We start from the raw sequence: 25,663 nt of genomic DNA, 5'->3' as shown, positions 1-25,663 counted from the left end.
CAGTTTTCAAGGAGCTTCGCGCTTCAACAAGCGGCTATTCGCTCGTTTGCTTCTCTCGCTGCGTTACCGTCACCGGTGACGCTTGAACATCTTACCACAGCGCTTAGGCTGTGTCAATATGTTTCTTTTTTTGCTTGTCCCGTTTTTCGGCATTGCCGTCTGACGGTTTTTATATATTAACACAGACTTTCTGGTTATGTCAACATATTTTTATTCAAAGTTACATTTGAAACATGTTTGCGGTTACCGTCTGACTGACGGATTATTATAATACTATATCTAATATCATCTGTCAATTATGAAAATGCTTATGACGAGACGATGCAACGCAGCTTTCTACTGCTGCGATATGTTGACTCTGTTGTGATATCTGGCGAAACTGTTTATAGGGTGGTAAAATAAAGATAAGAAATAGATGTCTACGAAGAAAGGGGTTGTAACGTATGGCCATACGGTATTCCAAGATTCTAGCCCCTATTGATGGTTCCCAAAATTCCTTTACAGCCTTAGCACACGCGGTGCAGATGGCGAAATCGTTTAATGCTGAGATTGGCATCCTTCATGTAGCCATCTTGATGCAACAATTGCCTATCGCCACTCAACTCAGTGATGTTTATCTTCCGGAAAGTATTCTTACTCACATTCAAGATTTTAGTGATACAGTGTTAAAACAAGCTGTAAAGCAAATCCCTGATGGCATTCGAGTGCGAACTTACTGTGAAATTGGATCACCAGCTATCGTAATTCCCGAATTCGCCGAAAAAAACAATTACGATATGATCGTTATTGGTAGCCGAGGTTTAGGTATTATTAAAGGCTTGTTTATGGGCAGCGTCAGTAACTATGTTGTGAATCATGCCAAATGTCCAGTCTTGGTTGTTAAATAAAAATAACGTTGCCTGGTTTTAGACATATTTGATTAAACTTGGAGTTCTAAAAAGTCACCTGTTTTGATGAACAAAGCAGGTGACTTTTTTATTTATTACCCTCAATTAGCCGGACCACACATTCATTACAAAGTCCCCATGAAAGTTCTTCATAGAACTCCTACATCGGCCGCACAGACATAATACTTTTCCCCAGGCTTTCAGCAGTGCTCAAGGGTAAAATCAGTGCATCCAGACATTGCGCCTACGCAGGCAAAGCCGGCATCTTCCCATACTCTCACGATCAAATCACCGGTTTCAACCCTAGCGCTAAATCGGTGCATGTTACCCTTCCTTTTTTTCTCCTAAAAGACCTTAAAAATAACCGCTCACCTTGAAAGATGAGCGGCAATTGATCCGATAACAAGATGGCTCAGTTGCTTTTTTATTCTTCTTCACCGTATCCGCGATATAGCAAAAAATCGGCTAATTCTTCGTCAGTCATGACAGTGAAATCGGTATCAGCCGCACCAATAATTTCTTTGTCTTCAAGAAGGACAATACTGTCTTTTGATATCAGTATTTCGTAGCCGTTGATAACTTTTTTCATTGTTCTTCCTCCTTTTTTTACATCACCTCTCCTTAATTTAAGTATATGCTAAAACAAAATAAAAGCCAAGCTATAAAATCTAAATATTAAGACAACTATATATCCATTGCGGTCTTTAACCATAACATATCCCACTCAGAACAATTTTACGGTCACTGATTTTACCGAGTGCAGGCAACTTTGTTTTCGCACCGTTTAATTCCTTCTTCAAGTTCCCGCACATAGCCTAACCCGTTACTGATTAACTCCACTACTCGCTCGATGTCTGCCCCGGCCTTTATCAGCTGTCTTGCCTCATTTAAGTCTTCACTCATCATGACAAGAGGGATGTATAAACGTCGTTCTTCTTCGCTAAGGCTGGATAGCTTAAAGTCCATCGTAATATCTCCTCACTGGCAAATTCATTGCGTACATCTATTTTCTACATAATTGTTAATGCTTCCTTCATTGAATTACCACTTAAGCAGGATTTTTATTCTCGCAAAAAATGCGCAAGGGTATCTTTTATATTCTGCTGCACCAACTCTTCCAAAAAAATTAAAATGCCCTAGCATGAGGGCATTTTAATAAAGGAGGTAATTGTAGACTAGAAAAACTAGATGCGGTTTGGATTATCCTTGCGACATGGAATCATCAGCTCGTGAATTCGTTGTCATTAAAGCCGAAAAACAGAAGCAGTATGATGATGATGATGATAATTCCACCACCAAATCCGCTTCCGCAGCCACCAAAGCCACCAAAGCGACCCATAAGTACACCCCCTTTGATAAGCAATTAACTAGCCTATCATGATGCATTGTATGGTGAAAGAACGCGCTAGGTGACAAAATAAAAAAACTTGATCCAGTTGGACTCTAAACGTCCGGCTGAATCATTCACCGCTAACCACCTGATAAGAGAATTCTTTTCTCTAAGTAGGAGGTGTTATGTAGCTCTGTGCCGAATTTTATGCGAATGCGTATTTAGAAACACATTTAATATTGGAGGAAATTGGATATGGATGACCAAAAGACCGGTGTTGTGGGCACATCATTTGCGATGGCTGCCGTTTGGTTTGCAACTCATTGTGGCGTAGGCTTTGCCACTGGCAACCAGGAAGTGAACTATTTTGTAAAATATGGCTGGTATTCTATTTTTTTTACCGTAATCAGCATGGCGATTCTAGCGTGGTCCTATAGAAACGCCTTAGTTATTGCTAAAGATTATAAAGCTCATGATTATAGAAGTTTTGCTGATGCCTTATACCATCCTTATGAAAAGTACTTTTCTTTAGTATTTGAGATTGGTTGTATCCTTTTGACTTTGGTTGCCGTGAGTACTGCGATAGCAGGCGCTGGATCACTGCTGCAAAGCACCCTCGGCATTCCTTATGGTATCGGCATTGCCAGCATGGGGGGTATATTAATCGTTCTGACCATCTTTGGAGCCGAGCTGATTATTCGAGTCTTAAGGTATAAGACGTATTTTCTCATTGCGGTCTTAAGCTTACTCTGTTACCTCGGTCTGCAATCCGCTCCTAATCTCACCCGTATCTTTGCTACACAAACGACTTTTGATACCAGCATTTGGAGTGCTCTATGGAGCATGCTGATATATATTGGCTTTCAGGCACTTGCAGTTGTACCGATCATTTCGACTTCTCACAAGATCAAAACTACCAGGGAATGCAATCTGTTTGGACTGTTTGGCTTGTTTCTAAACGGCGGTTTTCTAGCGATTGTTTCTATTATGTTACTCGGCTACGCCCCTGAGATTTTAAAAGAGTCCCTTCCTGTATATTATGTCACAACACAGCTAGGTTTGCCTTGGCTAAAAATCGTATATAGCGTATTGTTGTTCGTTGCTTTGATCGGCACGGCAGTATCTGTTACATTCTCCATTGTCGCACGCTTTGAAAATATACAGATGCTAAAAGATATGATTGTAAGCCTAAGAGTGCGTAGAGCTACTATTTCGGCTGTTACCATGATAGTTTGCACCGGTGTTTCCGTGCTTGGATTAACAACCTTGGTTGTTAAAGGATATGGGGCACTTGGTTATGTTGGACTATTCTTTGTGGTAATCCCTGAACTTACCATTGGCACGATGAAAATCAGAAAAAATGCTGCATTGCGCAAGCAGCAAGGAATTGATGAAATGGCCCTAAGAAACAATTAGGTTTAATTAACTAAAAATTACAGCCTGTACTATCCGGCCCAAGCAGCAGGATTTACAGGCTGTAATTTTTTTAAGGTTATAGAAGGTTTAGTGAGATTTCCCCAATAAAGTATCGGAAGAACGATCCCACAGAGGTAAAGGAGGGCACACAGAGGACACAGAGAGTGAGAAAGATATTCCCTGCCAGCTTGCTGGCTCAAAAAAATGTTTACCTCTGTGTCCTCTTTTTACCTCTGTGCCCTCTGTGGAATCGCACCCTGTTGTACTTCAAAGACCGCGCACGGTTTTTCTAAACCAATACCTCTTCGACCGGTGTAAATGCCAATTTATGCGCGTCAGCAACGCCTTTAAAGGTAACCTTGCCGTCACAGACGTTGAGTCCCTTGGCCAAACCAGGATCAGCCTTAAGAGCGGCCTTCCATCCCTTATTGGCGATTTGCAGAGCATATTCAATGGTGGCATTGGTCAGCGCCAAGGTGGATGTGCGGGCAACTGCACCAGGCATATTGGCAACTGAATAGTGAACAACGCCATATTTAACATAAGTGGGGTCACTATGAGTGGTTACGCGGTCAATGGTTTCGACTGAACCACCTTGGTCAATAGCAACGTCAACAATAACTGAGCCGGGTTCCATGGATTTAACCATTTCCTCGGTAACCAATTTGGGAGCTTTTTCTCCAGGAAGCAGCACAGAACCAATAAGAAGATCGGCTTTCTTTACCCAATTGGCAATATTATAGCTATTGGACATGACAGTTGTTACCCGCCCGCCGAAAATATCATCAAGATATTCCAGCCGTTCAACCGATTTATCTAGAACCGCTACCCGCGCGCCCATGCCGACAGCCATCTTGGCGGCATTAGTACCAACGATGCCACCGCCGACAATGACTACCTGGGCTGATTCAACACCAGGGACGCCGCCTAATAAGATCCCTTTACCACCAAACGGCTTTTCCAGACAGTGCGCTCCAACCTGCACTGCCATACGTCCCGCCACCTCACTCATGGGGAGTAAAAGTGGCAGCGTATGGTTACGTTCAATGGTTTCATAAGCAATGCCAATTACTTTCTTTTCCAGCAAAGCTTTAGTCAGTTCTGGCTCGGGTGCCAAATGCAGGTAGGTAAATAAAATTTGGCCTTCATGGAACAGCTCATACTCCGGAGCTAATGGTTCTTTTACTTTTATAATCATTTCAGACTGGTCGAACAGTGCTTTCTTATCAGCGAAAATTTGCGCCCCAGCTTTTATATAGCTTTCATCAGAAAAGCCGCTACCGTTACCGGCGCTTTGTTCAACAAGCACAGTATGCCCTGCCCTTTTCAATGTTTCCGTACCTGCAGGCGTCAGCGCAACCCTATTCTCATTGTTTTTAATTTCCTTTGCCACACCAATAATCATCCGTTTCGCCCCCCTCTTACTAACTACTTACTTTATCTTGGCTCTGAGCTACTGATTTCTTCAATCTTGCAACGATTAACCGATTCGCTATTTACCACAAAAACCCTTTTTTATCTTTAACTGGCATAACTGAAAGGCTCACTTTTTTTTGTAGGAGTGCAGGAAAGCAAGAAAATTGCAGGAACTATAGTCCTATATACTGAGGATTAGAGGGGGAAGACAACGCCAATGCTAACAGATCGAATAGTAAAAGCCATCTTCCTGACTGCCATTTTTATTGGAACGTTGGCGAGTGGAGTACATGGCTGGGGAGTGAGCCCAGTGAACGCTGCCAATATTCAAACTTATTCCATTCAGGCGGATGGGAAACAGCGCACCTATGCCATTTATGTACCGTCAGGTTATAACAGCAAAAATCCGGCACCAGTCGTCGTTATGCTCCATGGGGCGGGCGGCACAGGCGAAGGAGTTATTCGGGAAACAGCGTGGGATCAAAAAGCGGAACGAGAAGGCTTTCTGGTGGTATTCCCGAACGCCATGAGAATCAATCAAGAAGCCGATCCTAGCTTTCTAACCAATCCACAGTTGTGGAATGATGGTTCGAATCGGGGACAAGGTTTGCTGCCAGAGATAGATGATGTTAAATTCCTTTCGCTAATGTTGGATGATCTTTCCAAAACATATGCGATTGACCAAAAAGCAGTATTTATCACCGGGTTCTCAAGCGGAGCCTCGATGTTGTTCCGGGCCGCTGATGAACTGCCTGGTCGATTTGCGGCAATTGCGCCGGTGTCGGGGCATTATTGGCCGCCGTCCAACCCGCCGCTAAGCCGGAACCCGATACCAACCATCTTGATTATTGGCACGGCTGATCCTCTCAATCCCTTTGCCGGAGGCATAATCAACCTTCCCTGGGGTTCGTTTGAACAGCCGCCATTTATGAACACGATACTAAGCTGGGCGAAGTACAATGGCTTCCCACAAGGATTAAAGGCAACAGCAGGCAAGCCAGGAGTCAAAATTTTGCACGCCGTCAAGGAAAACCATGACTGGTTCCGAGTCTATATTATTGAAGGTCTAGGGCACATGTGGCCAGGCGGCGAAGCCATTTTTCCGGAAAGCTTCATTGGAAAGGACCCAGGCACGTTACAGGCGACTGAGGTAATCTGGCAATATTTTGCCCAAGTGCGGGCTCAAAGCCGCTAGGAGGACGTTAGATGCTGGTAAAGAAGTTATGCGGAATTTTTCTGATTACTTGGTTATATCTAGCCATTGATCCTATTGATCGTTCTGATTGGTTTCTCGACAATCTTTTGGTCTTTTTGTCAGTGCCATTGCTTGTGTATAGCTACCGGCATTTCCGATTTACCGACATATCGTATATCCTGATTACCGCATTCATGATCCTCCACGCGATCGGCGCTCATTATGCCTATACGTTCACTCCGTTCGGCGACTGGCTGAAAGAGACAATGAACTTTAGCCGCAACCACTATGACCGAATAGTGCATTTCTCATTCGGCTTGTTACTGGCTTACCCGCTTAAAGAATTATTAGACCGAATTGCTAAGGTTCCCGTTCCGTGGTCGTATATCTTCTCACCGCTGTTTATTGTCGCGTTTAGCGCCATTTTTGAATTCATTGAAGCAATGGTGGTCGAGTTGACCAACCCAGAACTCGGGATTATGTTCCTTGGCGCCCAGGGAGATATCTGGGACGCGCAAAAAGATATTATTGTGTCTTTATATGGCTCCGTCCTAGCCATGGCGATCGCCTACATACTATCGACAAAACAAAAGCAAAGTCCACTTTCAGATCTCACAAACCACGAATGACAAATACGAATCGTCCTTCCCTAGCATAAATTAGGGGCTGCAACAGGAAGTTACCGATTCTTTTCTCCCTCGATACACGGGCATGTCAGGCAAGAGACTAGCACCAATGGTAACATAATCTGACAACTAACCATACCATATAACAAGAAGTGAGGGGAGGTTAGTTGATCATGAATGCCTGTAAAACCGATCTGCCAGAGGATCGCCACTGTTTTCGGCTGGAGGAAATGGCGCCCGAGTTCTGCGCACCCGCATATTATCGCGGTGAACAGATTGAAGTTTGCTTAAATGAATGCCGCAGCAAATGGGCAGTCCTATTCTTTTATTCCAGCGACTTCACCTTTGTCTGACCGACTGAGTTGGCGGCAGTTGCCGCCCACTATCGAGATTTTTTAAGGCTCGGCGCTTACCCCCTAGCAATCAGCACTGACAGCGTGTACTCACATAAAGTCTTTGCTGAAGTATCACCAAGCGCTGCCACAGTACAATATCCTTTACTGTCTGACCGCAGTGGAGCAATCGGCCGATCCTACGGGGTATGGGATCCCAAGACAGGGGCATTTTACCGATCTACATTCATTATTGACCCTCTGGGGCGAGTCCGTTACTACTCCGTTTATCCTAGAGAAGTCGGGCGAAGTGTAGAGGAAATCCTCCGAACATTGGCCGGCATTCAATATGGCGAATTAACTGGCGAAGGAGCTCCCGCCGGTTGGCAACCAGGTATGCCGGGGTTAAAACGGGACTTCAGCAAAGCCGGAACAATTTAGGAGAACGACCGAATAGGAGAGGGAGTGGCCATGTCGGTCACTCCCTCTCCTGAAAGAATAATATCATTTTTAATGCTGCCCTTGGTTACCAACTCTGCCTTAGTGTTCTATTTTTTCTTTCACGCGGACTAGAATGTCTTCATCTGCCAAAAAGACCTCGATGGATTCGATCTGTTTGTTTTGGGCTTGCCAGAACACCTTCTCTGCGCGCACGGTAGCTTCTACCTCTGCGGGAGTTAATGAGTCATCTGCACTAACTTTAATTCCTTCAATGTTTCTATCCATGTTATCCCTCCGTCGTTCATTCCTATTCTAGTGTTACTCCGGACAGTAATTCCATTCCATCCGATTTTCTATTAATTAAAAAAACGAAGGGACTTGCCACGAGACAGGTCCCTTCTTTACGAGTTGACTTATAACTTAACAATAATTGTTGGTAGTCGACTCATCTTTCCAGGGTTGACGCTACAAAAACATAATTGTCGTATCACGAAAAAAAGTCACACAAGCTACCCCGCGATGTTCACCCCGATCAGATGTCCGATCAGATAAGTTACTGCTGCCGCTGCGAGTCCGAACAGAACCTGTCTCATCCCTGAGCTAAATACCGGTTTACCAGTGAACAGAGTGATTGCTGCACCGATAACGAACAGGCCAACTGCTGATAGAGCCGCGCTCACTATAACAGCAAACATTCCTTCACTAAAGAGATACGGAATAATCGGAATGATGGCCCCCGCCGCAAACAACAAGAAGGAGGTAATAGCCGCCTCCCAGGCAGAGCCGCCTAAGTCTTCCGGGTTTATGCCTAGCTCATCACGAGCCAGAGTATCCAAAGCGGTCTCAGGATTTGCCATCAGTGCTTGCGCAATGGAACGGGCGGATGTCTCATCAAGTCCACGAGCCTGGTATATTAACGCTAGTTCTTCAATCTCTTCCTCTGGAGCGGTGGCAATCTCCTCTTTTTCTGTAGCGATTTGCCGCTCATACAATTCGCGTGAGCTCTGTACCGAAATCCACTCACCGAGAGCCATCGAAATGGCGCCTGCCAACAACCCTGCGAAGCCGGTTAGTAGAATTCCAGAATTTGACAAGGAAGCTCCCGCCACACCCATCACCAAATTGAAGTTTGATACTAATCCATCACTCGCTCCCAGCACAGCGGCTCGTAGGGCATTGCCGCCGGCTGAGCGGTGTCTTCCCTCCATTTTGGCCAGCACGTCTCCGGCGACTCCGCCTGAAGTTTTACTCATCTGCTGTAACAGCATAGCATGCGAACGTTCCACCGGTACCAGAGCGGCAGCGTCAGGTTGAGAGGCGTAACCATTCGAGTTTGCTTTTTCAGTCGCGGCAAGCGTCGGCAATACGGCTTCCACTCCAAACTTCGACGCCAGCCATGCCAAGGTTCTCGTGCGCCAAGTGGGAGTGAATGTAGGCACACTTCCCCCAGCCTGCTGAAGCTTTTTCGCCCAGCCTTCAGCGTGCGTCTCCTCTGTCGCCGCCAAACGCCGGTAAACCTCAGACAAACGGGAATCTTGCTCATGCTCTGCTAATTTGGTATATAATGCGGCGCTGTTCTTTTCATCGTACCAGTTTTCCAGATATCGTTTGCTATCCTGATTCATAGTCTATTATCTCTCCTATTATGAAAATCCCGCTTTGAAGTACTGTAAGGTACTCGTTGTACAGCATATTCATCATCCGATTTTGCGAGTACGGCGGCTCCGTTTCTTTTATGCATTGTTCCTACTCTACTATCTACAGTAAGCTCCGATCCTTCAAAAAAGCGCGAACAAGTCATTGATTATTATAAGCCCTCACAGAAATGCATGCAATGATATATCGCTTAGTCTTAATTCTCTTGGCAAGATCGATAGTCTTCATTGGTCCTTATCGACCAATGAACTGCCTGACAAATACTACCATGTTATCGACTATACTGTGCTCTTATTTTTGCCAATTCGGCACCCTTGCCTGAGTAAATATAGGAATACTTAAATGGATCGTCACCTAACTGACCGTGATACGCATTTATCAAATTAAGCGTTGCTTGTTTAAAGATATTCGCTTTTGCTGACAGACTGGCACTCGCGGCCCCTGTTCCACTATGTCTGATGTTAGGAGCCTCCTCCGTATCAGACCAGTTAAGCCATTCCAGATAAGCTGCGGCGTCGGCCACTTTCTTATAAGCCGCTACATAATTATCAATATGAGCTTTATCCTCGGCAAACGTATATCGTTGCTTTAATACAATAGCTGCATTGTCCATTTCAGCCTTCCAGGCATCCATGTACTTTTCCGTTACATAATTCATCTCCATCGTATTCATGGCCTCACCAATATCTTGGGCAAACGCTTTATCAATCGGATTATCAGTATGATCCTTCGCCATAGCCATGTTAGCAAAGAACACCAATAAAAAGAGCGTGACTAAAGCAACTATTGATTTTTTAGTCATTGGCTTACACCTCCTGTTAAAATCAGTTTATAAGTCGTGCTTCCCTAAAGGCTTGGCGCATGAGAAAATCTCCGAATGTCACTGCTACCTCGCCGAAAACACCTTCAGTGCGCCGTCATTCGAACGGTTAACGCTTTGAGAGCCGTATCCCAATATCGACTAGAGGGAATCGGCTAGCCAATTCTAGCCGCCTATTGCATCTATCTTGATCATGCATATTATATACTATGGTAATTCATATTTGCAAAGGAGGCTTTTGTACGAAGAAGTCTATTGTCGGCAGTATCACTGGTATTATTCTTGGTATGATCATGGCAGGGTATTTTCTAATCTGGAACGGCTGTATTTGGGACGTCGTTTTGTCTCCGATTGTTTTCATCACTACTGCTATCGGGTTGATAACAGGTCTGATAAACAACACAATGAAAAAGTTGTATGCCCATATCCTTTGGGGGATAGCGATTGGACTTGTCGGCTACTCTTTTCTCTTTCTACCAGCGAATATGCTTAGTGTGGGATTCATCACCAGTCTCGTCGTTGGCTCTACCCTTGGCCTTGCGACCTACCTTTCTATTAGACACTAATCCCTGTTCGGGCTTTCGATGCGCATCGTCCCTCTCGCACTGTGTTGATAATGATTGGCATCGCTAACTCCGGTCTTACCAAAATTCTAGAGTTCTCCGTCGCGCCTTTCGTGCTAGTAGGTCCTTTCTTGTCGTTCCCCACAATAGAGCGACCCACGTGCATAAAAACGTGGGTCGCTCTATTCACATTTCACCCTCCGTCGTGGCTCGACCAGGTAATCAGCGGGACAGATTTTGGCATGCAGTCCCTGCTCTTTATATGCAGATTGAAACAACTCTCCAGGAATCAGATGGCCAAGCAGACCGCCGACAATCAAGCCACCAGGGTAGCCATTCTTCGCGGTACGGGGGATTAAATTTCGTCTGTCCTTAGTTTCAGACACCGCCTGGATGGTAAATTTCGCGTTAAATATAGCCCGAGGAAAGCTACTGCTGCGCCAATCCATTGCAAAGTCCCAAAGCCTTCGTCTAAATAGACCCATGCAAAGGCAATAGACACTATGGGACAAAGGTTTTGATACAATGCTGCTTTCGTACTACCGAGAATCCCGACTGTCCAGATCCAGACAATGTTTGCTAGAGATAAAGCAAAGATCCCGGAGAAGATAATGCTAAACCATGCCGAAGTGGGAATGCTGGTGAACTGGACTTGGGACAGGTTCGGCAATGCAAGCAAACAGAATAGTAACGCGTTGGCAGTCATAACGCATGCGCCAATCTGGTAGATTGAATACTCATCATTCATCTGCTTGAACAGCACTGTATAATACCCATAACAAAACTGGCCTGACAGAATGAGTAAGGCCCCCGCAAGATGCTGTCCGGACAAGCTCAATTCCTTATCGGAACCTAGCACAACAAGAAATACGCCGGATAACCCAATGCAAATTCCTATGGCCGTTTTCCGAGATATAGGTTCAATTTTAAGTATGCGATTTATTAACGCTATGTCCACCGGCAGAGTTGCTAACATCAATGCAGCGTTTCCCGCGGTCGTTTGAGGTATGCCAAATACAATCAGGATTTGGTTCATGAAATACCCTAATACGCTTATCGCGGCTATTTGCCTCCACGCTTTCCTAGTTATTGGTCTGTATGTTTTTGACAACAACAACGCCACACAAGATAATGCAGCGGCAATAAGTAACCGCATGGCATTGAAAGCGAGCGGTTCCACCGCCATAAGGCCAATCTTTATTACTGGAGTATTAATCCCCCAGATAACAATAATGATAAGAAGAACGATTTCCGCCTGTTTTCGTTTTTGATTCTCCAATAGACCTTGCCTCGCTTCCTTTGTTCAGTACTTAACCGCCTTTCACGATTGTCCCTTGCTACCCTTCAAGCTTCCCGCGCCGCTCAGCAAAGGCAGAAGTTATAACAGACTTTTTGTTCAATATTATCCTTTTTCGCCGAACAAATGATAAATCCTGTAAACAGAGGTAATGCTTTGATGAAATATTTTCCAGCAATAACTATTCAGCCTGCTTCATATACACACCACCTTAATATGTCTTGTACCCTCGAGTGAAGCGCTGTCGCATGCAACCCCGGCAACAGGAAAGGCCCTCTGGCTGCAGAAAATCTGCAAGCAAAGAGCCTTTTGTTTTATCGAAGCCGGGGCGGTGTTGGCCACTGAGCGGCCAACACCTAGTTACATAGGACATTGTCACCACTGGTCTGCGACAGGCAGAAAGATAAACACAAGAGTTTTAGCCTCTCATTGCTTATCAACTGAACGATCCATGATTCTTTATACAATTCGTCTTACTCAAATCCAACCACCTTGTGTAGTTGAACCCCCAAGCGCAAATGCAGGTCCGGATTCCTGATGATCATATCGTAGGCCTTTTTTGCGGATTCTAGGCGACCACTCTCGATTTGAAGAAATACTCGCCCCTGCTTCACAAGATCGAATCGGATAAACTCGAGTTTGAATTCATCATCAACCACATATTTCAGTTCATCCGCCGGACATGTGATCGTGTATCCACTTTGCGGTTTTGGCGATACCGTGATCCAGTTTATCCCCCATTCTATAGGTATGGGGTTTGTTCCATTCGTTTCGATACAAACATACTTTTTCCGGTTATGAAGCTCGCGCACCAGCGGTCCCAGATCGTGAAGAGTGGGTTCGCCGCCGGTGATTACGACAAGCGGCTGTTTGAACGAAAAGGCTTCGATTAACTCACCCGTGGTGTACGTCGTTGCTTTATCAACAGCAAAAGAGTGGGTCGTATCGCACCACGAACAGCGTAGGTTGCATCCTGCAAGCCGGACGAATGTCGCGCCGATACCCGAATGCGTCCCTTCGCCCTGAAGGCTCTCGAAAACCTCGACGATCGGATACCTGACAATCGTCATCGTTCAACCTCAACACACGAAGTGTTACTTTCCCACAAGAGGATTCGTTCTAGGACAATGTCGTTTGCATGTAGTCGCTCATTCAAGATAGTAAAGAAGTGGGCTGCGAGATTCTCTGACGTGGTGCGGAAGTCAAACAGATCGTTCAAGCATTGGTGATCAACCTTATCAAGGATTTCTTCCTTGACGATTCGGTTTAGATCGCCAAAATCGATAATCATTCCCTCACTTGATCCATCAGCAATAATCCCGCCGTCCTTTCGCGCAACGACAACTTCCAGTCGGTAGGTATGTCCATGCATCGAAGCACATTTACCGCTATGCCCAGGCAGGCAGTGAGCGGCATCAAAATGGAATCCCTTTTTTGCTTTTATTTTCATGTTATCTTCCCCTTGAGATTAAGTATTCTTGTAACCCATTATTCCTCAAAACACAGGCCGGGCATTGCCCGCACCCGCTCCCCAGAATCCCGTAATAACAGGTTAACGTTTTTTCTCGGATAAAATCAAGTTTACCCATGACGTCCGCCATCTCCCAAGTCTGCGCCTTATTGATCCACATCAGCGGCGTATGTACCACAAACTGGTAGTCCATGGCTAAATTCAAGGTCACATTGAGTGATTTGACAAAAATGTCTCGACAGTCGGGGTATCCGCTGAAGTCTGTCTCGCAGACTCCTGTCACTATATGCCTGAGATTTTTCTGTTTTGCCAGCACTGCAGCGAACGTGAGAAATAGCATGTTTCGCCCATCAACAAATGTCGTGGGCAACTCTCCATCGCTGCCTTTGGCAATTGCAATATCTTCACGAGTCAGAGCGTTAGCTGTCAACTGACTTAGCAGCGACATATCTAGAATCGTATGCTGCACGCCAAATTCTTTGGCAATGTTCTTGGCACATTCGATCTCTAGTTTATGCCGTTGATTATAATCAAATGTTACTGCCTCAACATTCTTAAATCGTTCCAGCGCCCAAAACAAACAGGTTGTACTATCTTGACCGCCACTGAAGACCACCATTGCGCCGTTTTCGTTCATATCTATTCCCCCCTTGAATAAATCACCGTACACTAAAATGAATCAGTGCCTCCGTGTAGTGGGCGAACGCATTATTCACGTTTGTCACTCCACCTTCTGTATGTCAATACCCCGATAGTCGGGAATACTCTGTACATTTTCCTATTTTCGACAAGGAACGTCAATTGTCCTGTTCCCAAGCTCAGGGTATGGAATGCCCTACATAGTGGATGATCATCTATAGTATTCCCAATCGTGCTTGTTAAGGCAAGAGCCAAAATAATTACCCACGCTTTCGCAACGTGGGTACTCTCTACTGATATCATGCTACACATGACATTTATAGACAAAGACGGCATTATCATTGTACGGTTCACTCGCTTCGCCTCTCAGAACACATGTTTATAATTAGTTCAGGAACAAACGTTATCAAAAGTAAGCGGTAATAAATAGAAAACCACGCTAAAAAGCCAGAATCCGGGCCGGATTCTCTACCATAATCTTGTGGACGTCTTCGCTGGAAACGCCGCACTTTTTTAGTGCTGGCACAACAAAGTCGGCAAGGCGCCGATAGCCTTCCCCGCCGCCGCGACGGGTAGCCAGTTTAGTAAATACATCGTTGCCGATGACTAATTGGCCGGCGTAGCCCTCTTTAATCAAAGCCATCATGCCTGACAACGCATACCAATCGGGGTAATGGGCAAGCCCCAATGATTCGTTATCTGCCTCAAAGCCTAACGGTGTGAAGGAAAGAATGAAGCCCTGAGAAAGCAGTTCTCTGAGCAGACTGATGTCAAAGGGTACGTGGCCAGGATTGTTCACAAGGTATTCCAGTGAAAGAACACCCATCAGATACTGAACGTGACACAGAATCGTCTTTTCCGGAATACAGCCGCCTTGAAGAAGCGGCTGCGCCACGTTCTGCCGGACCTCATCAGGCGTGACGTCTGGACCTAGGTGAACTTGCAGCGATAGGCCTGTGTCACCGGCTACGAAAGCTGCCGCTCGCAAATAGGTGGCTAATTGCGGAGTGTACACCTCATAGGCGGCCTTAATATGCCCAGGTAAGATTCCCGTATCGCCAATGCCTTGGTCAATCTCGCGCTGCAAGAATCGTACAAATTGGTCATAGGTCATGATACGGTACAGAACGGGCCAGGTATCTTCCGCATATAAGCCCGTGGAAGCCACAATATTAACCCCAGTACGCTCAGCTATCCGTTGAATAGCGATCAGGTCAGCTGCTGTACTGCGAATCCCAGGTGCGCTCACTTCAACAATTGAATCACCGCCACCGGCTATAAAATCAGCAACTTCAGCAGTCATCGTCAGTTCGTCATCCAGCTTCATATTGTCTAACGATGACACGATATCATGACGCAAAGCAGAGCGATTTGCCAGAGTCAGCTTGTCTTCCGGTTTTACAATGTGGCGATTTTGAACAAAACAGGGTTTTCTGACCCTATTTCGAAACATCGAGCAGTCTGAAAGAATATGTTCGTGCATAGAGGTGAAACCGAGCTGTTCTGGTGCGATTGAGCCGCAAACTGTCATGATCTTTTGCATCACGCTATCCCTCTTTTCATACATGGATATTCTGTATATCATATGCCTCGGGGATAATGTCGTGATGGAGTATTATTCAGCTAGCCGCCTCAGAATAGGGAAGGCAGGCAAAAGAAAACGCCCCCTACCCTTCGGTCGAGGACCTTTAAAATGTTCGTTAAATGATGTAGGCAACGATCTGCACTAACCGCCTAGTGTGATATCCTGCTCCTTGTACCACTGCAATGCTTGGAAAAAATGCTCCGGTTTGAAATCCGGCCAGTAATCATCCACTACATAAAAGTCAGCATAAATGGATTGAACAGGTAGAAAACCACTTAACCGCCGCCTCCCTCCCCAACGTATAATCAGATCCACCCTAGATACTTCAGCAGACTTTACACAATTTATAATGTTTCGTTGCGTTGGTTCAGCCATCTTCAAGGAGTTCAGGTCCCATTCCCACCCGTAATTCACGAGGAAATTTACCTTTATCCCCCCCTCGCCAAAGGTCCTTCGGGCAGTAAATGGAAGTAATTCTTTCGGAAACATTGGCGAATCACTATTTCCAAGTACCAGCAAATCCGCATTCTCTTTGGAGAGTATTTCTACTGCTTTAATACAAGCATCAGTATATGCAATTCTTTGTTCAGTCGGTCTTTTGGTATTATCCACAGTAAACCCATAATAGGTAATTTCTTTAATTTTAGCCTGCTGGCATAGCTTAAAAAGGGTCAGACCCGGATTGATCCCTGGTCCATATCCTTTTTCTTTAGACAATCCTTTAGATTCTGCCCATCGTCTATTTCCATCCGGAATAATACCAATATGGTTTGGCAATCTCATTGTGCATGCTCCTCGGCATAAACGAAGCGCTCCAGTGTTTGCTCACAGTCAAAGCGCACGAGCTCCTCCATCAGACTTTCCATACGTAGCAACTCCCCTCGTCCGACTACCGTTCTTCAAATCGCCTTCATAATATAACCGTGAGCCCTCATCCATATTCCTTTTTCTCCACTAAGACACCATTAGAGGGCGAGTCTTGCAGGCTGCGAAAAAAACAAACCCCACCTTGAAAACAAGGCAGGGTATCGAATCAATAGCTTGATTGTCAGTTAATCGCGTCTAAGAAGTCCCGGTCAACATAACGCCATATCTGTCCTATCGACGTCCAGTAGACCTTTTTAGCATAACCACTACCGGTATCGTAATCAGAACAGAAATAACCGCTTCTGGAATGCCATTTGCCAGAATAATTCCCCAAATGACTGTATGCACTGAGTCAGAGTTGAGCCCCCGGGCAGCTGCAAAGTCAGCGGCATATAATAAATAAATCATCCCCATGACGCCAATCGTATTCGTTAGAGATCCCACTGCGGCGCCAACGCCGATGCGAACCGATTCATTGCGTGACGGAACCAGCTTGTAGCAATAATATGCCATTAACCCGATTAAGATTCTAGGAACAACAGATACTAACGGGTTAAGCAGTGCAAATGATAAGATATTCGGTGCTGTCATGTTTTGGAAGACGCTGAACAATCCAAACAGCAAGCCAACCATCATACCTACGGCAGGACCTTCCAAAATAGCGCCAATAATAACTGGAATGTGCATTATCGTCGCTTTAATTGTCGGCAAGGGGATAAAACCATAGCCAGTAAGGCCGAGGATAGCGCTGACTGATGCCAGCATACCGGCAACGGTAAGTTGCCTTGTGCGCATAATAGGACGTGCTTGTTCTCTGTTTTCCATTTCTTTTTTCCCTCCGCTCTTATTCCCTTTAGGATATAAGTCGTAATTTAGACATCCCTTGTTTCCCAGTTCAGTTTGCAGCACAATACCGACTTTTTTTTGCGGGAAACGTAACCATGTATAGACTACCACTTGCTGCGATAAAATTCAAGCCAAAAATGGACTAGCGGAAAGACCACTGATGTAGTCTTTAGTCGGAGAGAAGACGACCTTGAACCGCGAAAATGCCATGCGTACTACGTGCGCCGTCAAAGGGTATATGAACCGGCCTAGCGACACAAACGCGGCTTTAGCGGCACTCGCTCAGTCCCCTTCGCGCATGCGCATAACGCCTTTCGCGTTTTTACGGTCAATCACTTGCCCCTTACTTTACCGATTGCCTAAATGAACACAAAAAAGGCTTCAAAGCATTCTGCCTTGAAGCCTTAGATTTACTGGTGGGGTTAAACGGACTCGAACCGCTGGCCTCTTCGATGTCAAGCAAACAAGGTAATTCCAAGACTTACATTCAAAATGACCTTCGATGCGTATAGTATATGGCTTCGTGGGCTTTTTTATTTCTGCCGTAAACTACATGATTTCAATCTAAATTTACGAATGTAGACGTGCTGCGGCTAGGCAATTTTGCTGTGTTACCACTATGATTATGCACGGTCAAGTCGACTAATCACAGATGAAATTGTGTCTAACAATACCAGTATGAGGTGTACCTTTAGCGAGAATATACCCGACTGCTGACGCTCTATAAGTAATGCACTTATCTCAGTTTTAAGTTTTAGTAGATTCTCAGTTTCCTCCATATAATAATCACTTATATTCGAAAAACCGTATCTTCGTTCCATTGCATTCCTAAATTTGATTAAATCCTTATTTTCTGCATTTTTAACAAATTCCATAATAATAGAAACAGATAAAAACTTAAATATTTTCAGCAGACTATATTCCCCTTCTTTTGAGCCAACCAGTCTACAAAATTCATCTACGTTTGTTTTAAGTAAAGTTTCTAATTCATTTATTGTAGCATGTACTTGTTTTCCTTCAAGACGTTCGTTTATTCCAAAAGCATAGTTCTTTATCTCCTTATAATTTCCAGTAACATTCTTATCAAACAATTCAAAGTTCGTATCGAAACTAACTGGGATGCACTCGTTTCTACCGATAATGTCCATACCTGTCTTAAAAAGAGTTTTTAATTCCTCAATTGTCAGTGGCACTGATTTTGTTTTGACTAAAGCTTCAAAAGCAAAAAACAATTTAGGGTACTGCGAAAAATGTACCTCGCCCATTTCAATACGCCTTAAGATAGAGTTTGCTGTTTCTGCAAATTCTTCATCCGAAAATTCCCAGTAAGAACTTGAGAACTTTTCAACTATATCCTCTTCACTCTGCGGATAGTATCTAGTCTCAATTTCTTTGTCGAATTGAACACTGTCAAAAATTCCATTGAAAATCATTCCCCAAATTGATGGGTAAAAAGGATATTCGCTGTATGAAGCTGGATAATACTTCTGTAAGAAAGGGGCTAGAGATTTCGCCTTTGTTTGCTCCCCCTTTTTATCAGATATGCTTTCCATCTGTTCTTCAGAAAGTTCAAGGACACAATAGCTATTTGACGTGTAGCTATTATAATCGTCCCTTGTATAGACTCCTGTCATAATCTCAAATGCGGATGACAGATAGAATTTAAGCATATCTACCGATAATTCAGCCGAGACCGACTTATGATTGGTAATAATATGGAGATAAACCTTCTGAAAATCATCTAAAGCATAATTTAGTATTCGTAAGTTTCTAGTTTCGCTTACAATAAATGTATCAAGAATTAGGCTTATATTATCTTTCAAAAATTCTCCGTATTTGCCGTTGTATTCAGATGTGATTTCCTTTATCACGCCATCAAAATTTGGAGTAAATTCAATGGTCTTTCCAATCAACTTTTCTTTAATCCTTTTAAAAACGCTATAGTCATTAAACAACTCTCTTGTTTTAGCTATTAACTTATTTTTATCTTGGCGTTCGTCATCTTTAAGTGTAGATAAGGCAACTTCCATCTTTGCTTCAATATTTGTTGTCAAGAAGTGTTTTTCTAATTCTTCTTCATAGCCAATAATTATAATTTTTGCTGACTGCCTGTCCACTAAACTCGTAAAATATCCCAATACTTCTTTAATATCCATATTAACTCGCTCTAGGTCGTCAAAACACACAACATATTTAGAGTAGTCAATCATCTTATCATACGGTACTTTGAACGAAATACCACTGTACTTTTCAGCAACCGACTTAGCGGCATTCACCCAATCTGCTGCAGACTTAACATTATGTATTGAATAAAATATCTTCTCCGAAATTTTTTCAACAGAAGCAATCCCATAGAGGGATACATATATAGGGTCAAGAGATTTCTTTTTATTTTCCTTTATTGCCAGTTTTAATGATTTATCCCAGAAATGGGTTTTCCCAGTACCCCACCGTCCATTAATGAAAATAGCATAGCTAGTCTTTTCCTTTTCTATATATTCTAGGACTACATCAATTAAGCCTTGCATTATAAACCTCCTATTTTAAATATGGTAATGTAACAAATGGCAATCCCCACACCATGCGCTACCAATCTTAATCCTCTTATAAGATTATTTAATTTCGACGATATTATTTTACATATTTCCTACAACATTAGTATATTCTTACGATTATACTACCATTATCCACCAGTTCATTAAAGTGCGTTACACGTCTAGGTAAATAAAAAGACTTCGCAAAATACTGCGAAGTCTTGATTTTACTGGTGGGGTTAAACGGACTCGAACCGCTGGCCTCTTCGATGTCAACGAAGCGCTCTAACCAACTGAGCTATAACCCCTAGCGACATAAACTATTATATTATGGTGAACCTAGCTTGTCAAGACATTCTAGTAAAGAATGTTGTTCGCGATAACCAATCTTTGAATCTGATTAGTGCCTTCATAGATCTGCATGATCTTGGCATCACGCATGTATTTCTCTACAGGGTAATGTTTGCTATAACCGTAGCCGCCGAGGACTTGGACAGCATTGGTGGTAATGTTCATAGCAGCGTCGGCCGCAAAGCATTTGGCAATAGCAGACTCTTTGGTGTATTCTACATTTTGGTCTTTCATCCAGCAGGCTTTGTAAACTAACAGACGCGCAGCTTCGAGTTGCATGGCCATGTCAGCGATCATTGCCTGGACGAGTTGGAATGAGGCAATAGGCTTGCCAAATTGTTGGCGTTCTTTTGAATATTTGACTGCGGCGTCAAAGGCTGCCTGGCAGAGACCAACAGACACAGCACCAACGAAAGGCCGGGCAGCATCAAGGGTCTTCATGGCGATTTTGAAGCCTTCGCCTTCGCGGCCGAGGCGATTGGCTGCGGGAATGCGCACATTATCAAGAATAAGCTCACAGGTATTCGAGGCGCGAATGCCCATCTTGTCCTCTTTTTTGCCAGCTGAGAAACCAGGGGTTTTCTTTTCAACAATAAACGCGGTTAGGCCGCGGATACCGGCAGATTTGCGGGTATTGGCGAAAATGACAAAGACATCGGCTGTGCCGCCGTTGGTAATAAAGCATTTGGTACCATTAAGAATGTAGTCGTCGCCGTCCTTGACAGCTGTGGTTGCGACTGCACCTGCATCAGAGCCAGCTGCCGGCTCGGTCAACGCAAATGCGCCGAGTTTACCATTAGTAATATACGAATAAAAAAGTTCTTTTTGTTCATGGGTTCCCATCAGCAACACTGGATAGGAGGCCAGTGCGTTTGCCGCCGCCGAGGTAGCTACTCCGGCGCAGCCTTTACCCAATTCTTCATAAACAAAAGCGATGGAAAGGGCGTCTACTCCCGGTCCGCCGTATTCTTCGGGAACTGTGATGTCTAGAATGCCGGCCTCAAAGAGTTTTTCTAGCAGGCCAGGGCGCATTTCGTTGTTGTGGTCCATCTCAAGAGCATAGGGTGTTATTTCCTTAGCGACAAATTCTTGCGTCATTTTTTTCAGAGCAAGCTGATCGGGAGTAAAGTTAAAATCCATTCCTGATCCTCCTTATTGCAAACTGCATATTTATATCTTCTGCAGAATGGGCGAAAAATCCTAAAGATAAGTATATCGTATAAAATGTTTTTTGTCACCTGCTAATAACTTTTGTTACTACGATAATTGAAAGAAATGAACGAGATATGTTACACCCTGTGAAATCATCTGATTGTTCCTGTTACCGCATTAACAGCTTTGCCCCTACAGCTAACAGCCCTAATCCAACAAACTGTTCCCAACCAATATGATATTTCTGCAATCCGAGCGCTCCGAAGTGGTCGATAAGAATGGCTGTAAGAACTTGACCGACGATAATAGCGGTTGTCGCATTACACATGCCAACAGCAGGAATGCTGGCCGCGACTAGATAAATGATAGCAACTCCGATAATGCCTCCTAAGAAGGAGTACCAAGGCGCATGGCTAAATACACCGAAGTCGCCGTTTCCCATACGAAACAAAAAAAGCGTAGCCGCCAATGCAGCAGCGCCGGTTGCATTGACTACAAACGCCATTTCCATTAGACCGATCGTTTTGCTAAGAGAAGTATTTAGCGACCCTTGTACAGCCATTAATACACCAGAAAGGGCCGCAATTAGCAAAGAGATCAGCTTCCCTGATATCATTGGTGCACACTCCACTCATCAGAATTGTTGCATAACCTTCTGATAGTGTTGCCTACATTTAGCAAAGTTATTCTTTTGTTCCACTCATCGTCTGTTTGAGCCAGTTAAGTAGCTCACGCTGCGGTTGTTCATAATGATAAGTAAATTGATGATCGCCGCCTTCGATAACTGTCAAGCGTTTGGGACCAGTCGCGAGTTGGTAGATATCTTTGGCTTGGCGCAGTGGTACAATTTCATCTTTATCACCATGTAGAATTAGGACCGGAGTGTTTCCAATCTCACGCACACAGCTCAGCAAATCATAGTGTCGCATATCTTCAATTAATTTCGGGGTTAGGGAAGCCCGCCCGTATTCGTCCTCAAGCACGACTCCTTCGCCCTGAGCCAGCTTATGATAGTACTCACCTAAAGAAAGCTGAAACGTCTCATCTAGGTTCCAAGGGGTTGCCCACAAACATAAGCCCGCCACTGCGCCATCCTGCGCCGCAAATGCGAGAGCAGCGCTGCCGCCCATACTGCGTCCTAACAGAAATATCCGTGTTCCGATACATTCACGGCAAAACTCAACCACACTACTAATTTCGGCAATTTGTTGAGTCAAGGTTTCATGCGGTGTAAAATCAAAACGAACTACGGTTACGCCAATGGCAGCCACCGCGTCTGCAAGCATGATCGCCCGACCGCCGCCGTCTTTGCTGCCGCGAAAGCCGTGACAAATAACTAGTACAGCGTCAGATTCAGGATCTGGCGCCGGATGTAGTACGCCGGCAAGTGTTCCGGAATGGGATTGAATGCTAATATCTTGCATATTAAGCTCCTTCAAACTGACCGATAATAAAGAACGTTGCTCTGGCTTTAGCCAGCAACGCATTTTCTTGGTCGAGAATCTCGCATTCCGTTACGATTGTGCGAGAACCATTGTGGACGACAACGCCAATTGCCTTAACAGCAGGTTGAACGGCAGCACCACGTATATAGTTGATGTTCAATTCCAAGGTGACAACTCGCTTTCTGAGTGTGGCGCAAGCGATTCCCATGGCTGTATCTGCCAGAGAGGCAAGAGCGCCACCATGAGCGACTCCGTAAAGATTAGTATGAATATCATGAATGACAGGCATGGTGATTTCCACCCTGCCTTCGCCTACATCGGCAATGCTCATTTTTAACAGGTTGACAAAGGGATTGCTATCATAATGGTTTACAAGATATTCTTTGAATTTGGCTAAATCCAGGGCATCTTTGGAATCAGTTCCAGAAGCCTTTCCGGCTTGCCCTTTGCGAGCGGCTATATGCATGAAAAAACAGTCCTTTCGTTGCAGTAAAAAAAGTGTCCGACTAGTTATCAGAGATCTGCCTATATAGATATATCATTATTAAATACGCCAAACTCATGCTATTTTCCTTTTTATAGTCCTAATATATCAAGTAACTGTTTGTTCACAACTCCATCTTCGGGCCAACCGCGCTCGTTTTGGAAGCGTTTTACCGCTTCATCAGTTGCTCGGCCAAAGATGCCGTCTGCTCGCTCCTGAGTACTAAGATAACCAAGCTCTTTTAACTTCATTTGTAAAGCGACCACATCAGAGCCCATTGTTTTATGTTTTAGCTGACGCTGGACTTTGATTTTACGGCCCTCGATCCGTACCGGAGTATTGATATTCACCCATTCAAATAGTTCCTCGGCATCCTTGTTTCGCATGCGTATACAGCCGTGACTGGCAAATTGCCCGATCGACCAGGGCTTATTTGTGCCGTGAATTCCATATATTCCCCATGGAACATTCAGTCCCATCCAGCGGGTGCCAAACCCAGTACCCCAGTTATAATCTTTCCAGACGATTTTCCATTCACCAATCGGGGTAGGTGTCTCGCTTTTGCCGACAGCAATTCGGTATTTTTTAAAAAACTGCCCATCTTGGTGAACTTCAAGAATGCGTTCATTTACCTTGATGATAAGACTCAATTGACCTGTCGGCGTTGCGGATGGCTGAGAAGGCAAAGCAGCAAAGTCAACCTCATCCATATAATCAAAGCCAATCATGCTGATAATAATTCCCACTAGCAAAACACCGCACCAAAAAAACGTCTGTCTCTTGCGCGTGATATACACAGCCCCGCCACCTCATTACTGCTGATTCGTTCAGAAATATATATGTGGCTAGTGCCCAAGATATCCCGGCTTCAGCTATTTTTCGCGCTGCCGATTTGGGCTATAATGGTATAAGAAAGGACTGATAGTATGACAGACAAGCTCTATCTTCAAGATGCGTATATCCAAGAGTTTCAAGCTGTAGTTCTCGAGTCGCGGCAAACTGCCGACGGCTGGGAGATTGTTCTCGACCGGACTGCATTTTATCCGGAAGGTGGCGGCCAGCCTTGCGATATCGGTGACATCGACGGCCTGCCGGTCACGGCTGTTCGCGAGGAAGGTGAATCTGTCATCCATGTGATGCAACAGCCGCCTGCATCTGAAACGGTGACTGGGAGAATTGATTGGTCCAGACGATTTTATCATATGCAGCAGCATAGTGGACAACATATTCTATCTGCCGTGTTTGATGATAAGTGCCAAGCAGCGACGGTTGGTTTTCATTTAGGCACAGACTCGACGCAGATCGATGTAGCAATCGCCGATTTGAAGCCAGAACAAATGGCCGAAGCGGAAGCAACGGCGAATTTGGCTTTATACGCAAACATGCCAGTCACGGCCGAATGGGTTAAGGTTGAAGACTTGGTTCGCTATCAGCTACGCAAGCCGCCAGCTAAGAATTTCGCCCAACTACGGTTGGTCAGCGTCAGGAATATTGATTGCTGTCCTTGCGGTGGTACGCATGTCAAATCTACCGGTGAAATTGGTATGATTAAAATCCTGGGCTGGGAAAGAAAGAATAATGCAGTCAGAGTCGACTTTGTCTGCGGCGAACGAGCGTTGACCGATTATCAGTTAAAACATCATTTGGTTCAGGAAATGGCTAGCAATTTGTCCGTTCCAGTAAAAGAATTAGCAGAAGCGTTTGTGCAGCGTCTAGCTAAAATAGATTCTCTGACGAAAGAGCTAACTACAGTCCGTTTAGAGCTTAGTCAGTTTCAGGCAGCCGCCTTACTGCAAACAGCTCCGCTATATAAAGACATCCACATGGTTGCCCATTGCTTGCAAGATGCACCACCAAATGACGCAGCACAACTGGCCAAAAATCTTACCGCCACTGTCCCAGCGGCCGCATTCGTCGCCGCCATCAGCCCAGGTGCAGCCAAGGCGCATCTGGTTTTCGCTACAAATACAGACAGACTGGATATGGGTAAACTGCTAAAAGCCGCGCTTGCCAAATTGAACGGCAAAGGCGGCGGCAGCCCGCGCCTGGCGCAGGGTGGTACGACCAGTCCGGATAAACTGCAAGAAGTGCTGGATGAGGCGCTAACGGAAGCGAAACGGTTTCTGGAAAACTGAGATGAACCGCTACACGATCTGTGTAACTGAGTATCCATAGTACGTTGAACACAAGCGGCACTGGCGATACACGAGCGACACAAAAACACCCTTATTCGATTATCGTGTAGTAACGCTAGTGTCGTCTCGTGGCGCTAGTGTTCCCCGTTCCTTATATTTATTGCTGAAGCTGAGT

At 44.8% G+C, this 25,663-nt stretch carries 28 protein-coding genes and 1 tRNA gene; 8 read left to right on the top strand and 21 right to left on the bottom strand.

Going from position 1 to position 25,663, the window contains the following annotated elements; genetic code table 11:
* A partial coding sequence (locus tag AXX12_RS19925; protein ID WP_231881946.1) for a hypothetical protein occupies positions 1-180 on the top strand: 180 nt, incomplete at its 5' end.
* 263 nt (positions 181-443) lie between these two features.
* Positions 444-887, top strand: a complete 444-nt coding sequence (locus AXX12_RS17975; RefSeq protein WP_066245698.1) for a universal stress protein — start codon at positions 444-446, stop codon at positions 885-887.
* Positions 888-1,087: 200 nt separating this feature from the next.
* Here AXX12_RS17975 and AXX12_RS20070 read toward each other — a convergent pair whose 3' ends face one another.
* From AXX12_RS20070 to AXX12_RS17970, 3 genes are all read right to left on the bottom strand, one after another.
* Positions 1,088-1,210, bottom strand: a complete 123-nt coding sequence (locus tag AXX12_RS20070; RefSeq protein ID WP_269448416.1) for a hypothetical protein — start codon at positions 1,208-1,210, stop codon at positions 1,088-1,090.
* Positions 1,211-1,311: 101 nt separating this feature from the next.
* A complete protein-coding gene (locus tag AXX12_RS19505) occupies positions 1,312-1,476 on the bottom strand; it encodes a hypothetical protein (RefSeq protein WP_156478716.1) in 165 nt (54 codons plus the stop codon).
* Positions 1,477-1,637: 161 nt separating this feature from the next.
* Positions 1,638-1,853, bottom strand: a complete 216-nt coding sequence (locus AXX12_RS17970) for a hypothetical protein (RefSeq protein ID WP_066245695.1) — start codon at positions 1,851-1,853, stop codon at positions 1,638-1,640.
* 619 nt (positions 1,854-2,472) lie between these two features.
* Here AXX12_RS17970 and AXX12_RS17965 point away from each other — a divergent pair.
* Positions 2,473-3,633, top strand: a complete 1,161-nt coding sequence (locus AXX12_RS17965; RefSeq protein WP_066245692.1) for a YkvI family membrane protein — start codon at positions 2,473-2,475, stop codon at positions 3,631-3,633.
* Positions 3,634-3,922: 289 nt separating this feature from the next.
* Here the strand turns inward: AXX12_RS17965 and ald are convergent, their stop codons facing one another.
* Positions 3,923-5,038 (bottom strand): alanine dehydrogenase, encoded by a 1,116-nt coding sequence (ald, locus tag AXX12_RS17960; RefSeq protein ID WP_066245689.1) that lies wholly within the window; start codon positions 5,036-5,038, stop codon positions 3,923-3,925.
* A gap of 228 nt (positions 5,039-5,266) precedes the next feature.
* On the opposite strand from ald, the gene AXX12_RS17955 reads away from it, so the two are divergent.
* From AXX12_RS17955 to AXX12_RS17940, 3 genes are all read left to right on the top strand, one after another.
* Positions 5,267-6,244, top strand: a complete 978-nt coding sequence (locus AXX12_RS17955; RefSeq protein ID WP_066245687.1) for a CE1 family esterase — start codon at positions 5,267-5,269, stop codon at positions 6,242-6,244.
* Positions 6,245-6,255: 11 nt separating this feature from the next.
* Entirely contained in the window at positions 6,256-6,873 is a 618-nt protein-coding gene (locus AXX12_RS17950) for a DUF2238 domain-containing protein (protein WP_066245686.1), read from the top strand.
* A 170-nt stretch (positions 6,874-7,043) separates the two neighbouring features.
* Complete coding sequence (locus AXX12_RS17940) at positions 7,044-7,643, top strand: peroxiredoxin (RefSeq protein WP_082816971.1); 600 nt, start codon at positions 7,044-7,046, stop codon at positions 7,641-7,643.
* Positions 7,644-7,742: 99 nt separating this feature from the next.
* Here the strand turns inward: AXX12_RS17940 and AXX12_RS17935 are convergent, their stop codons facing one another.
* The 3 genes from AXX12_RS17935 to AXX12_RS17925 form a co-directional block, all read right to left on the bottom strand.
* Positions 7,743-7,928 (bottom strand): hypothetical protein, encoded by a 186-nt coding sequence (locus AXX12_RS17935; protein ID WP_066245681.1) that lies wholly within the window; start codon positions 7,926-7,928, stop codon positions 7,743-7,745.
* A gap of 224 nt (positions 7,929-8,152) precedes the next feature.
* Entirely contained in the window at positions 8,153-9,268 is a 1,116-nt protein-coding gene (locus AXX12_RS17930; protein WP_066245679.1) for a VIT1/CCC1 transporter family protein, read from the bottom strand.
* A gap of 302 nt (positions 9,269-9,570) precedes the next feature.
* A complete protein-coding gene (locus AXX12_RS17925) occupies positions 9,571-10,101 on the bottom strand; it encodes a hypothetical protein (protein WP_066245676.1) in 531 nt (176 codons plus the stop codon).
* A gap of 227 nt (positions 10,102-10,328) precedes the next feature.
* Here AXX12_RS17925 and AXX12_RS17920 point away from each other — a divergent pair, with 227 nt between their 5' ends.
* Positions 10,329-10,685 carry a hypothetical protein gene (locus AXX12_RS17920; protein WP_066245674.1) on the top strand — a complete coding sequence of 119 codons (357 nt, stop codon included), beginning with the start codon at positions 10,329-10,331 and terminating at the stop codon, positions 10,683-10,685.
* A 352-nt stretch (positions 10,686-11,037) separates the two neighbouring features.
* Here AXX12_RS17920 and AXX12_RS17910 read toward each other — a convergent pair whose 3' ends face one another.
* The 14 genes from AXX12_RS17910 to AXX12_RS17845 all read right to left on the bottom strand — a co-directional run bounded on the left by AXX12_RS17910 (position 11,038) and on the right by AXX12_RS17845 (position 24,150).
* Positions 11,038-11,961, bottom strand: a complete 924-nt coding sequence (locus AXX12_RS17910; RefSeq protein WP_082816970.1) for a DMT family transporter — start codon at positions 11,959-11,961, stop codon at positions 11,038-11,040.
* A gap of 491 nt (positions 11,962-12,452) precedes the next feature.
* Positions 12,453-13,049, bottom strand: coding sequence for a 7-carboxy-7-deazaguanine synthase QueE (locus tag AXX12_RS17905; protein ID WP_066245670.1), 597 nt, complete (start codon positions 13,047-13,049; stop codon positions 12,453-12,455).
* Entirely contained in the window at positions 13,046-13,429 is a 384-nt protein-coding gene (gene queD / locus AXX12_RS17900; protein WP_197470782.1) for a 6-carboxytetrahydropterin synthase QueD, read from the bottom strand. Before queD ends, AXX12_RS17905 begins: the two co-directional genes overlap by 4 nt.
* Before the next feature lies 1 nt (position 13,430).
* On the bottom strand, positions 13,431-14,087 hold the full coding sequence (queC, locus tag AXX12_RS17895; RefSeq protein ID WP_066245669.1) for a 7-cyano-7-deazaguanine synthase QueC: 657 nt from the start codon (positions 14,085-14,087) through the stop codon (positions 13,431-13,433).
* Between the two features lie 441 nt (positions 14,088-14,528).
* Positions 14,529-15,632 carry a phosphotriesterase family protein gene (locus AXX12_RS17890; protein WP_231881950.1) on the bottom strand — a complete coding sequence of 368 codons (1,104 nt, stop codon included), beginning with the start codon at positions 15,630-15,632 and terminating at the stop codon, positions 14,529-14,531.
* Between the two features lie 183 nt (positions 15,633-15,815).
* Positions 15,816-16,457 carry an undecaprenyl diphosphate synthase family protein gene (locus AXX12_RS17885; protein WP_066245665.1) on the bottom strand — a complete coding sequence of 214 codons (642 nt, stop codon included), beginning with the start codon at positions 16,455-16,457 and terminating at the stop codon, positions 15,816-15,818.
* A gap of 315 nt (positions 16,458-16,772) precedes the next feature.
* Entirely contained in the window at positions 16,773-17,366 is a 594-nt protein-coding gene (locus AXX12_RS17880; protein ID WP_066245664.1) for an ECF transporter S component, read from the bottom strand.
* Between the two features lie 644 nt (positions 17,367-18,010).
* Positions 18,011-19,915: a P-loop NTPase fold protein gene (locus AXX12_RS17875; RefSeq protein ID WP_066245662.1), complete on the bottom strand. Its 1,905-nt coding sequence runs from the start codon at positions 19,913-19,915 to the stop codon at positions 18,011-18,013.
* A 237-nt stretch (positions 19,916-20,152) separates the two neighbouring features.
* Positions 20,153-20,229: transfer RNA gene (locus AXX12_RS17870), tRNA-Val, on the bottom strand.
* Positions 20,230-20,278: 49 nt separating this feature from the next.
* Complete coding sequence (locus AXX12_RS17865) at positions 20,279-21,412, bottom strand: acyl-CoA dehydrogenase family protein (RefSeq protein WP_066245660.1); 1,134 nt, start codon at positions 21,410-21,412, stop codon at positions 20,279-20,281.
* Positions 21,413-21,593: 181 nt separating this feature from the next.
* On the bottom strand, positions 21,594-22,040 hold the full coding sequence (locus AXX12_RS17860) for a DMT family transporter (RefSeq protein WP_066245658.1): 447 nt from the start codon (positions 22,038-22,040) through the stop codon (positions 21,594-21,596).
* A gap of 67 nt (positions 22,041-22,107) precedes the next feature.
* Complete coding sequence (locus tag AXX12_RS17855; RefSeq protein WP_066245657.1) at positions 22,108-22,848, bottom strand: alpha/beta hydrolase; 741 nt, start codon at positions 22,846-22,848, stop codon at positions 22,108-22,110.
* Between the two features lies 1 nt (position 22,849).
* Entirely contained in the window at positions 22,850-23,335 is a 486-nt protein-coding gene (locus AXX12_RS17850) for a PaaI family thioesterase (protein WP_082816968.1), read from the bottom strand.
* 110 nt (positions 23,336-23,445) lie between these two features.
* On the bottom strand, positions 23,446-24,150 hold the full coding sequence (locus tag AXX12_RS17845) for a L,D-transpeptidase family protein (RefSeq protein WP_066245655.1): 705 nt from the start codon (positions 24,148-24,150) through the stop codon (positions 23,446-23,448).
* 129 nt (positions 24,151-24,279) lie between these two features.
* Between AXX12_RS17845 and AXX12_RS17840 the strand changes: the two genes are divergently transcribed.
* Complete coding sequence (locus AXX12_RS17840) at positions 24,280-25,488, top strand: alanyl-tRNA editing protein (protein WP_066245653.1); 1,209 nt, start codon at positions 24,280-24,282, stop codon at positions 25,486-25,488.
* Positions 25,489-25,663 lie beyond the last annotated feature (175 nt).

Origin of the sequence: Anaerosporomusa subterranea, from assembly GCF_001611555.1 — a bacterium.
Classification (GTDB): domain Bacteria; phylum Bacillota; class Negativicutes; order Sporomusales; family Acetonemataceae; genus Anaerosporomusa; species Anaerosporomusa subterranea.
This window is presented reverse-complemented; position numbering and strand designations above follow the sequence as displayed.

Coding starts and splice junctions, on each gene's coding strand:
- AXX12_RS17890 (WP_231881950.1), bottom strand. CDS start 15,632: ATGCAAAAGATCATGACAGTTTGCGGCTCAATCGCACCAGAACAGCTC.
- AXX12_RS17850 (WP_082816968.1), bottom strand. CDS start 23,335: ATGCATATAGCCGCTCGCAAAGGGCAAGCCGGAAAGGCTTCTGGAACT.
- AXX12_RS17950 (WP_066245686.1), top strand. CDS start 6,256: ATGCTGGTAAAGAAGTTATGCGGAATTTTTCTGATTACTTGGTTATAT.
- AXX12_RS17935 (WP_066245681.1), bottom strand. CDS start 7,928: ATGGATAGAAACATTGAAGGAATTAAAGTTAGTGCAGATGACTCATTA.
- AXX12_RS17865 (WP_066245660.1), bottom strand. CDS start 21,412: ATGGATTTTAACTTTACTCCCGATCAGCTTGCTCTGAAAAAAATGACG.
- AXX12_RS17955 (WP_066245687.1), top strand. CDS start 5,267: ATGCTAACAGATCGAATAGTAAAAGCCATCTTCCTGACTGCCATTTTT.
- AXX12_RS17905 (WP_066245670.1), bottom strand. CDS start 13,049: ATGACGATTGTCAGGTATCCGATCGTCGAGGTTTTCGAGAGCCTTCAG.
- queD (WP_197470782.1), bottom strand. CDS start 13,429: ATGAAAATAAAAGCAAAAAAGGGATTCCATTTTGATGCCGCTCACTGC.
- AXX12_RS17970 (WP_066245695.1), bottom strand. CDS start 1,853: ATGGACTTTAAGCTATCCAGCCTTAGCGAAGAAGAACGACGTTTATAC.
- AXX12_RS20070 (WP_269448416.1), bottom strand. CDS start 1,210: ATGCACCGATTTAGCGCTAGGGTTGAAACCGGTGATTTGATCGTGAGA.
- AXX12_RS17885 (WP_066245665.1), bottom strand. CDS start 16,457: ATGAGATTGCCAAACCATATTGGTATTATTCCGGATGGAAATAGACGA.
- AXX12_RS17965 (WP_066245692.1), top strand. CDS start 2,473: ATGGATGACCAAAAGACCGGTGTTGTGGGCACATCATTTGCGATGGCT.
- AXX12_RS17855 (WP_066245657.1), bottom strand. CDS start 22,848: ATGCAAGATATTAGCATTCAATCCCATTCCGGAACACTTGCCGGCGTA.
- AXX12_RS17860 (WP_066245658.1), bottom strand. CDS start 22,040: ATGATATCAGGGAAGCTGATCTCTTTGCTAATTGCGGCCCTTTCTGGT.
- AXX12_RS17840 (WP_066245653.1), top strand. CDS start 24,280: ATGACAGACAAGCTCTATCTTCAAGATGCGTATATCCAAGAGTTTCAA.
- AXX12_RS17930 (WP_066245679.1), bottom strand. CDS start 9,268: ATGAATCAGGATAGCAAACGATATCTGGAAAACTGGTACGATGAAAAG.
- AXX12_RS19505 (WP_156478716.1), bottom strand. CDS start 1,476: ATGAAAAAAGTTATCAACGGCTACGAAATACTGATATCAAAAGACAGT.
- ald (WP_066245689.1), bottom strand. CDS start 5,038: ATGATTATTGGTGTGGCAAAGGAAATTAAAAACAATGAGAATAGGGTT.
- AXX12_RS17920 (WP_066245674.1), top strand. CDS start 10,329: ATGGTAATTCATATTTGCAAAGGAGGCTTTTGTACGAAGAAGTCTATT.
- AXX12_RS17875 (WP_066245662.1), bottom strand. CDS start 19,915: ATGCAAGGCTTAATTGATGTAGTCCTAGAATATATAGAAAAGGAAAAG.
- AXX12_RS17925 (WP_066245676.1), bottom strand. CDS start 10,101: ATGACTAAAAAATCAATAGTTGCTTTAGTCACGCTCTTTTTATTGGTG.
- queC (WP_066245669.1), bottom strand. CDS start 14,087: ATGAACGAAAACGGCGCAATGGTGGTCTTCAGTGGCGGTCAAGATAGT.
- AXX12_RS17975 (WP_066245698.1), top strand. CDS start 444: ATGGCCATACGGTATTCCAAGATTCTAGCCCCTATTGATGGTTCCCAA.
- AXX12_RS17880 (WP_066245664.1), bottom strand. CDS start 17,366: ATGGAAAACAGAGAACAAGCACGTCCTATTATGCGCACAAGGCAACTT.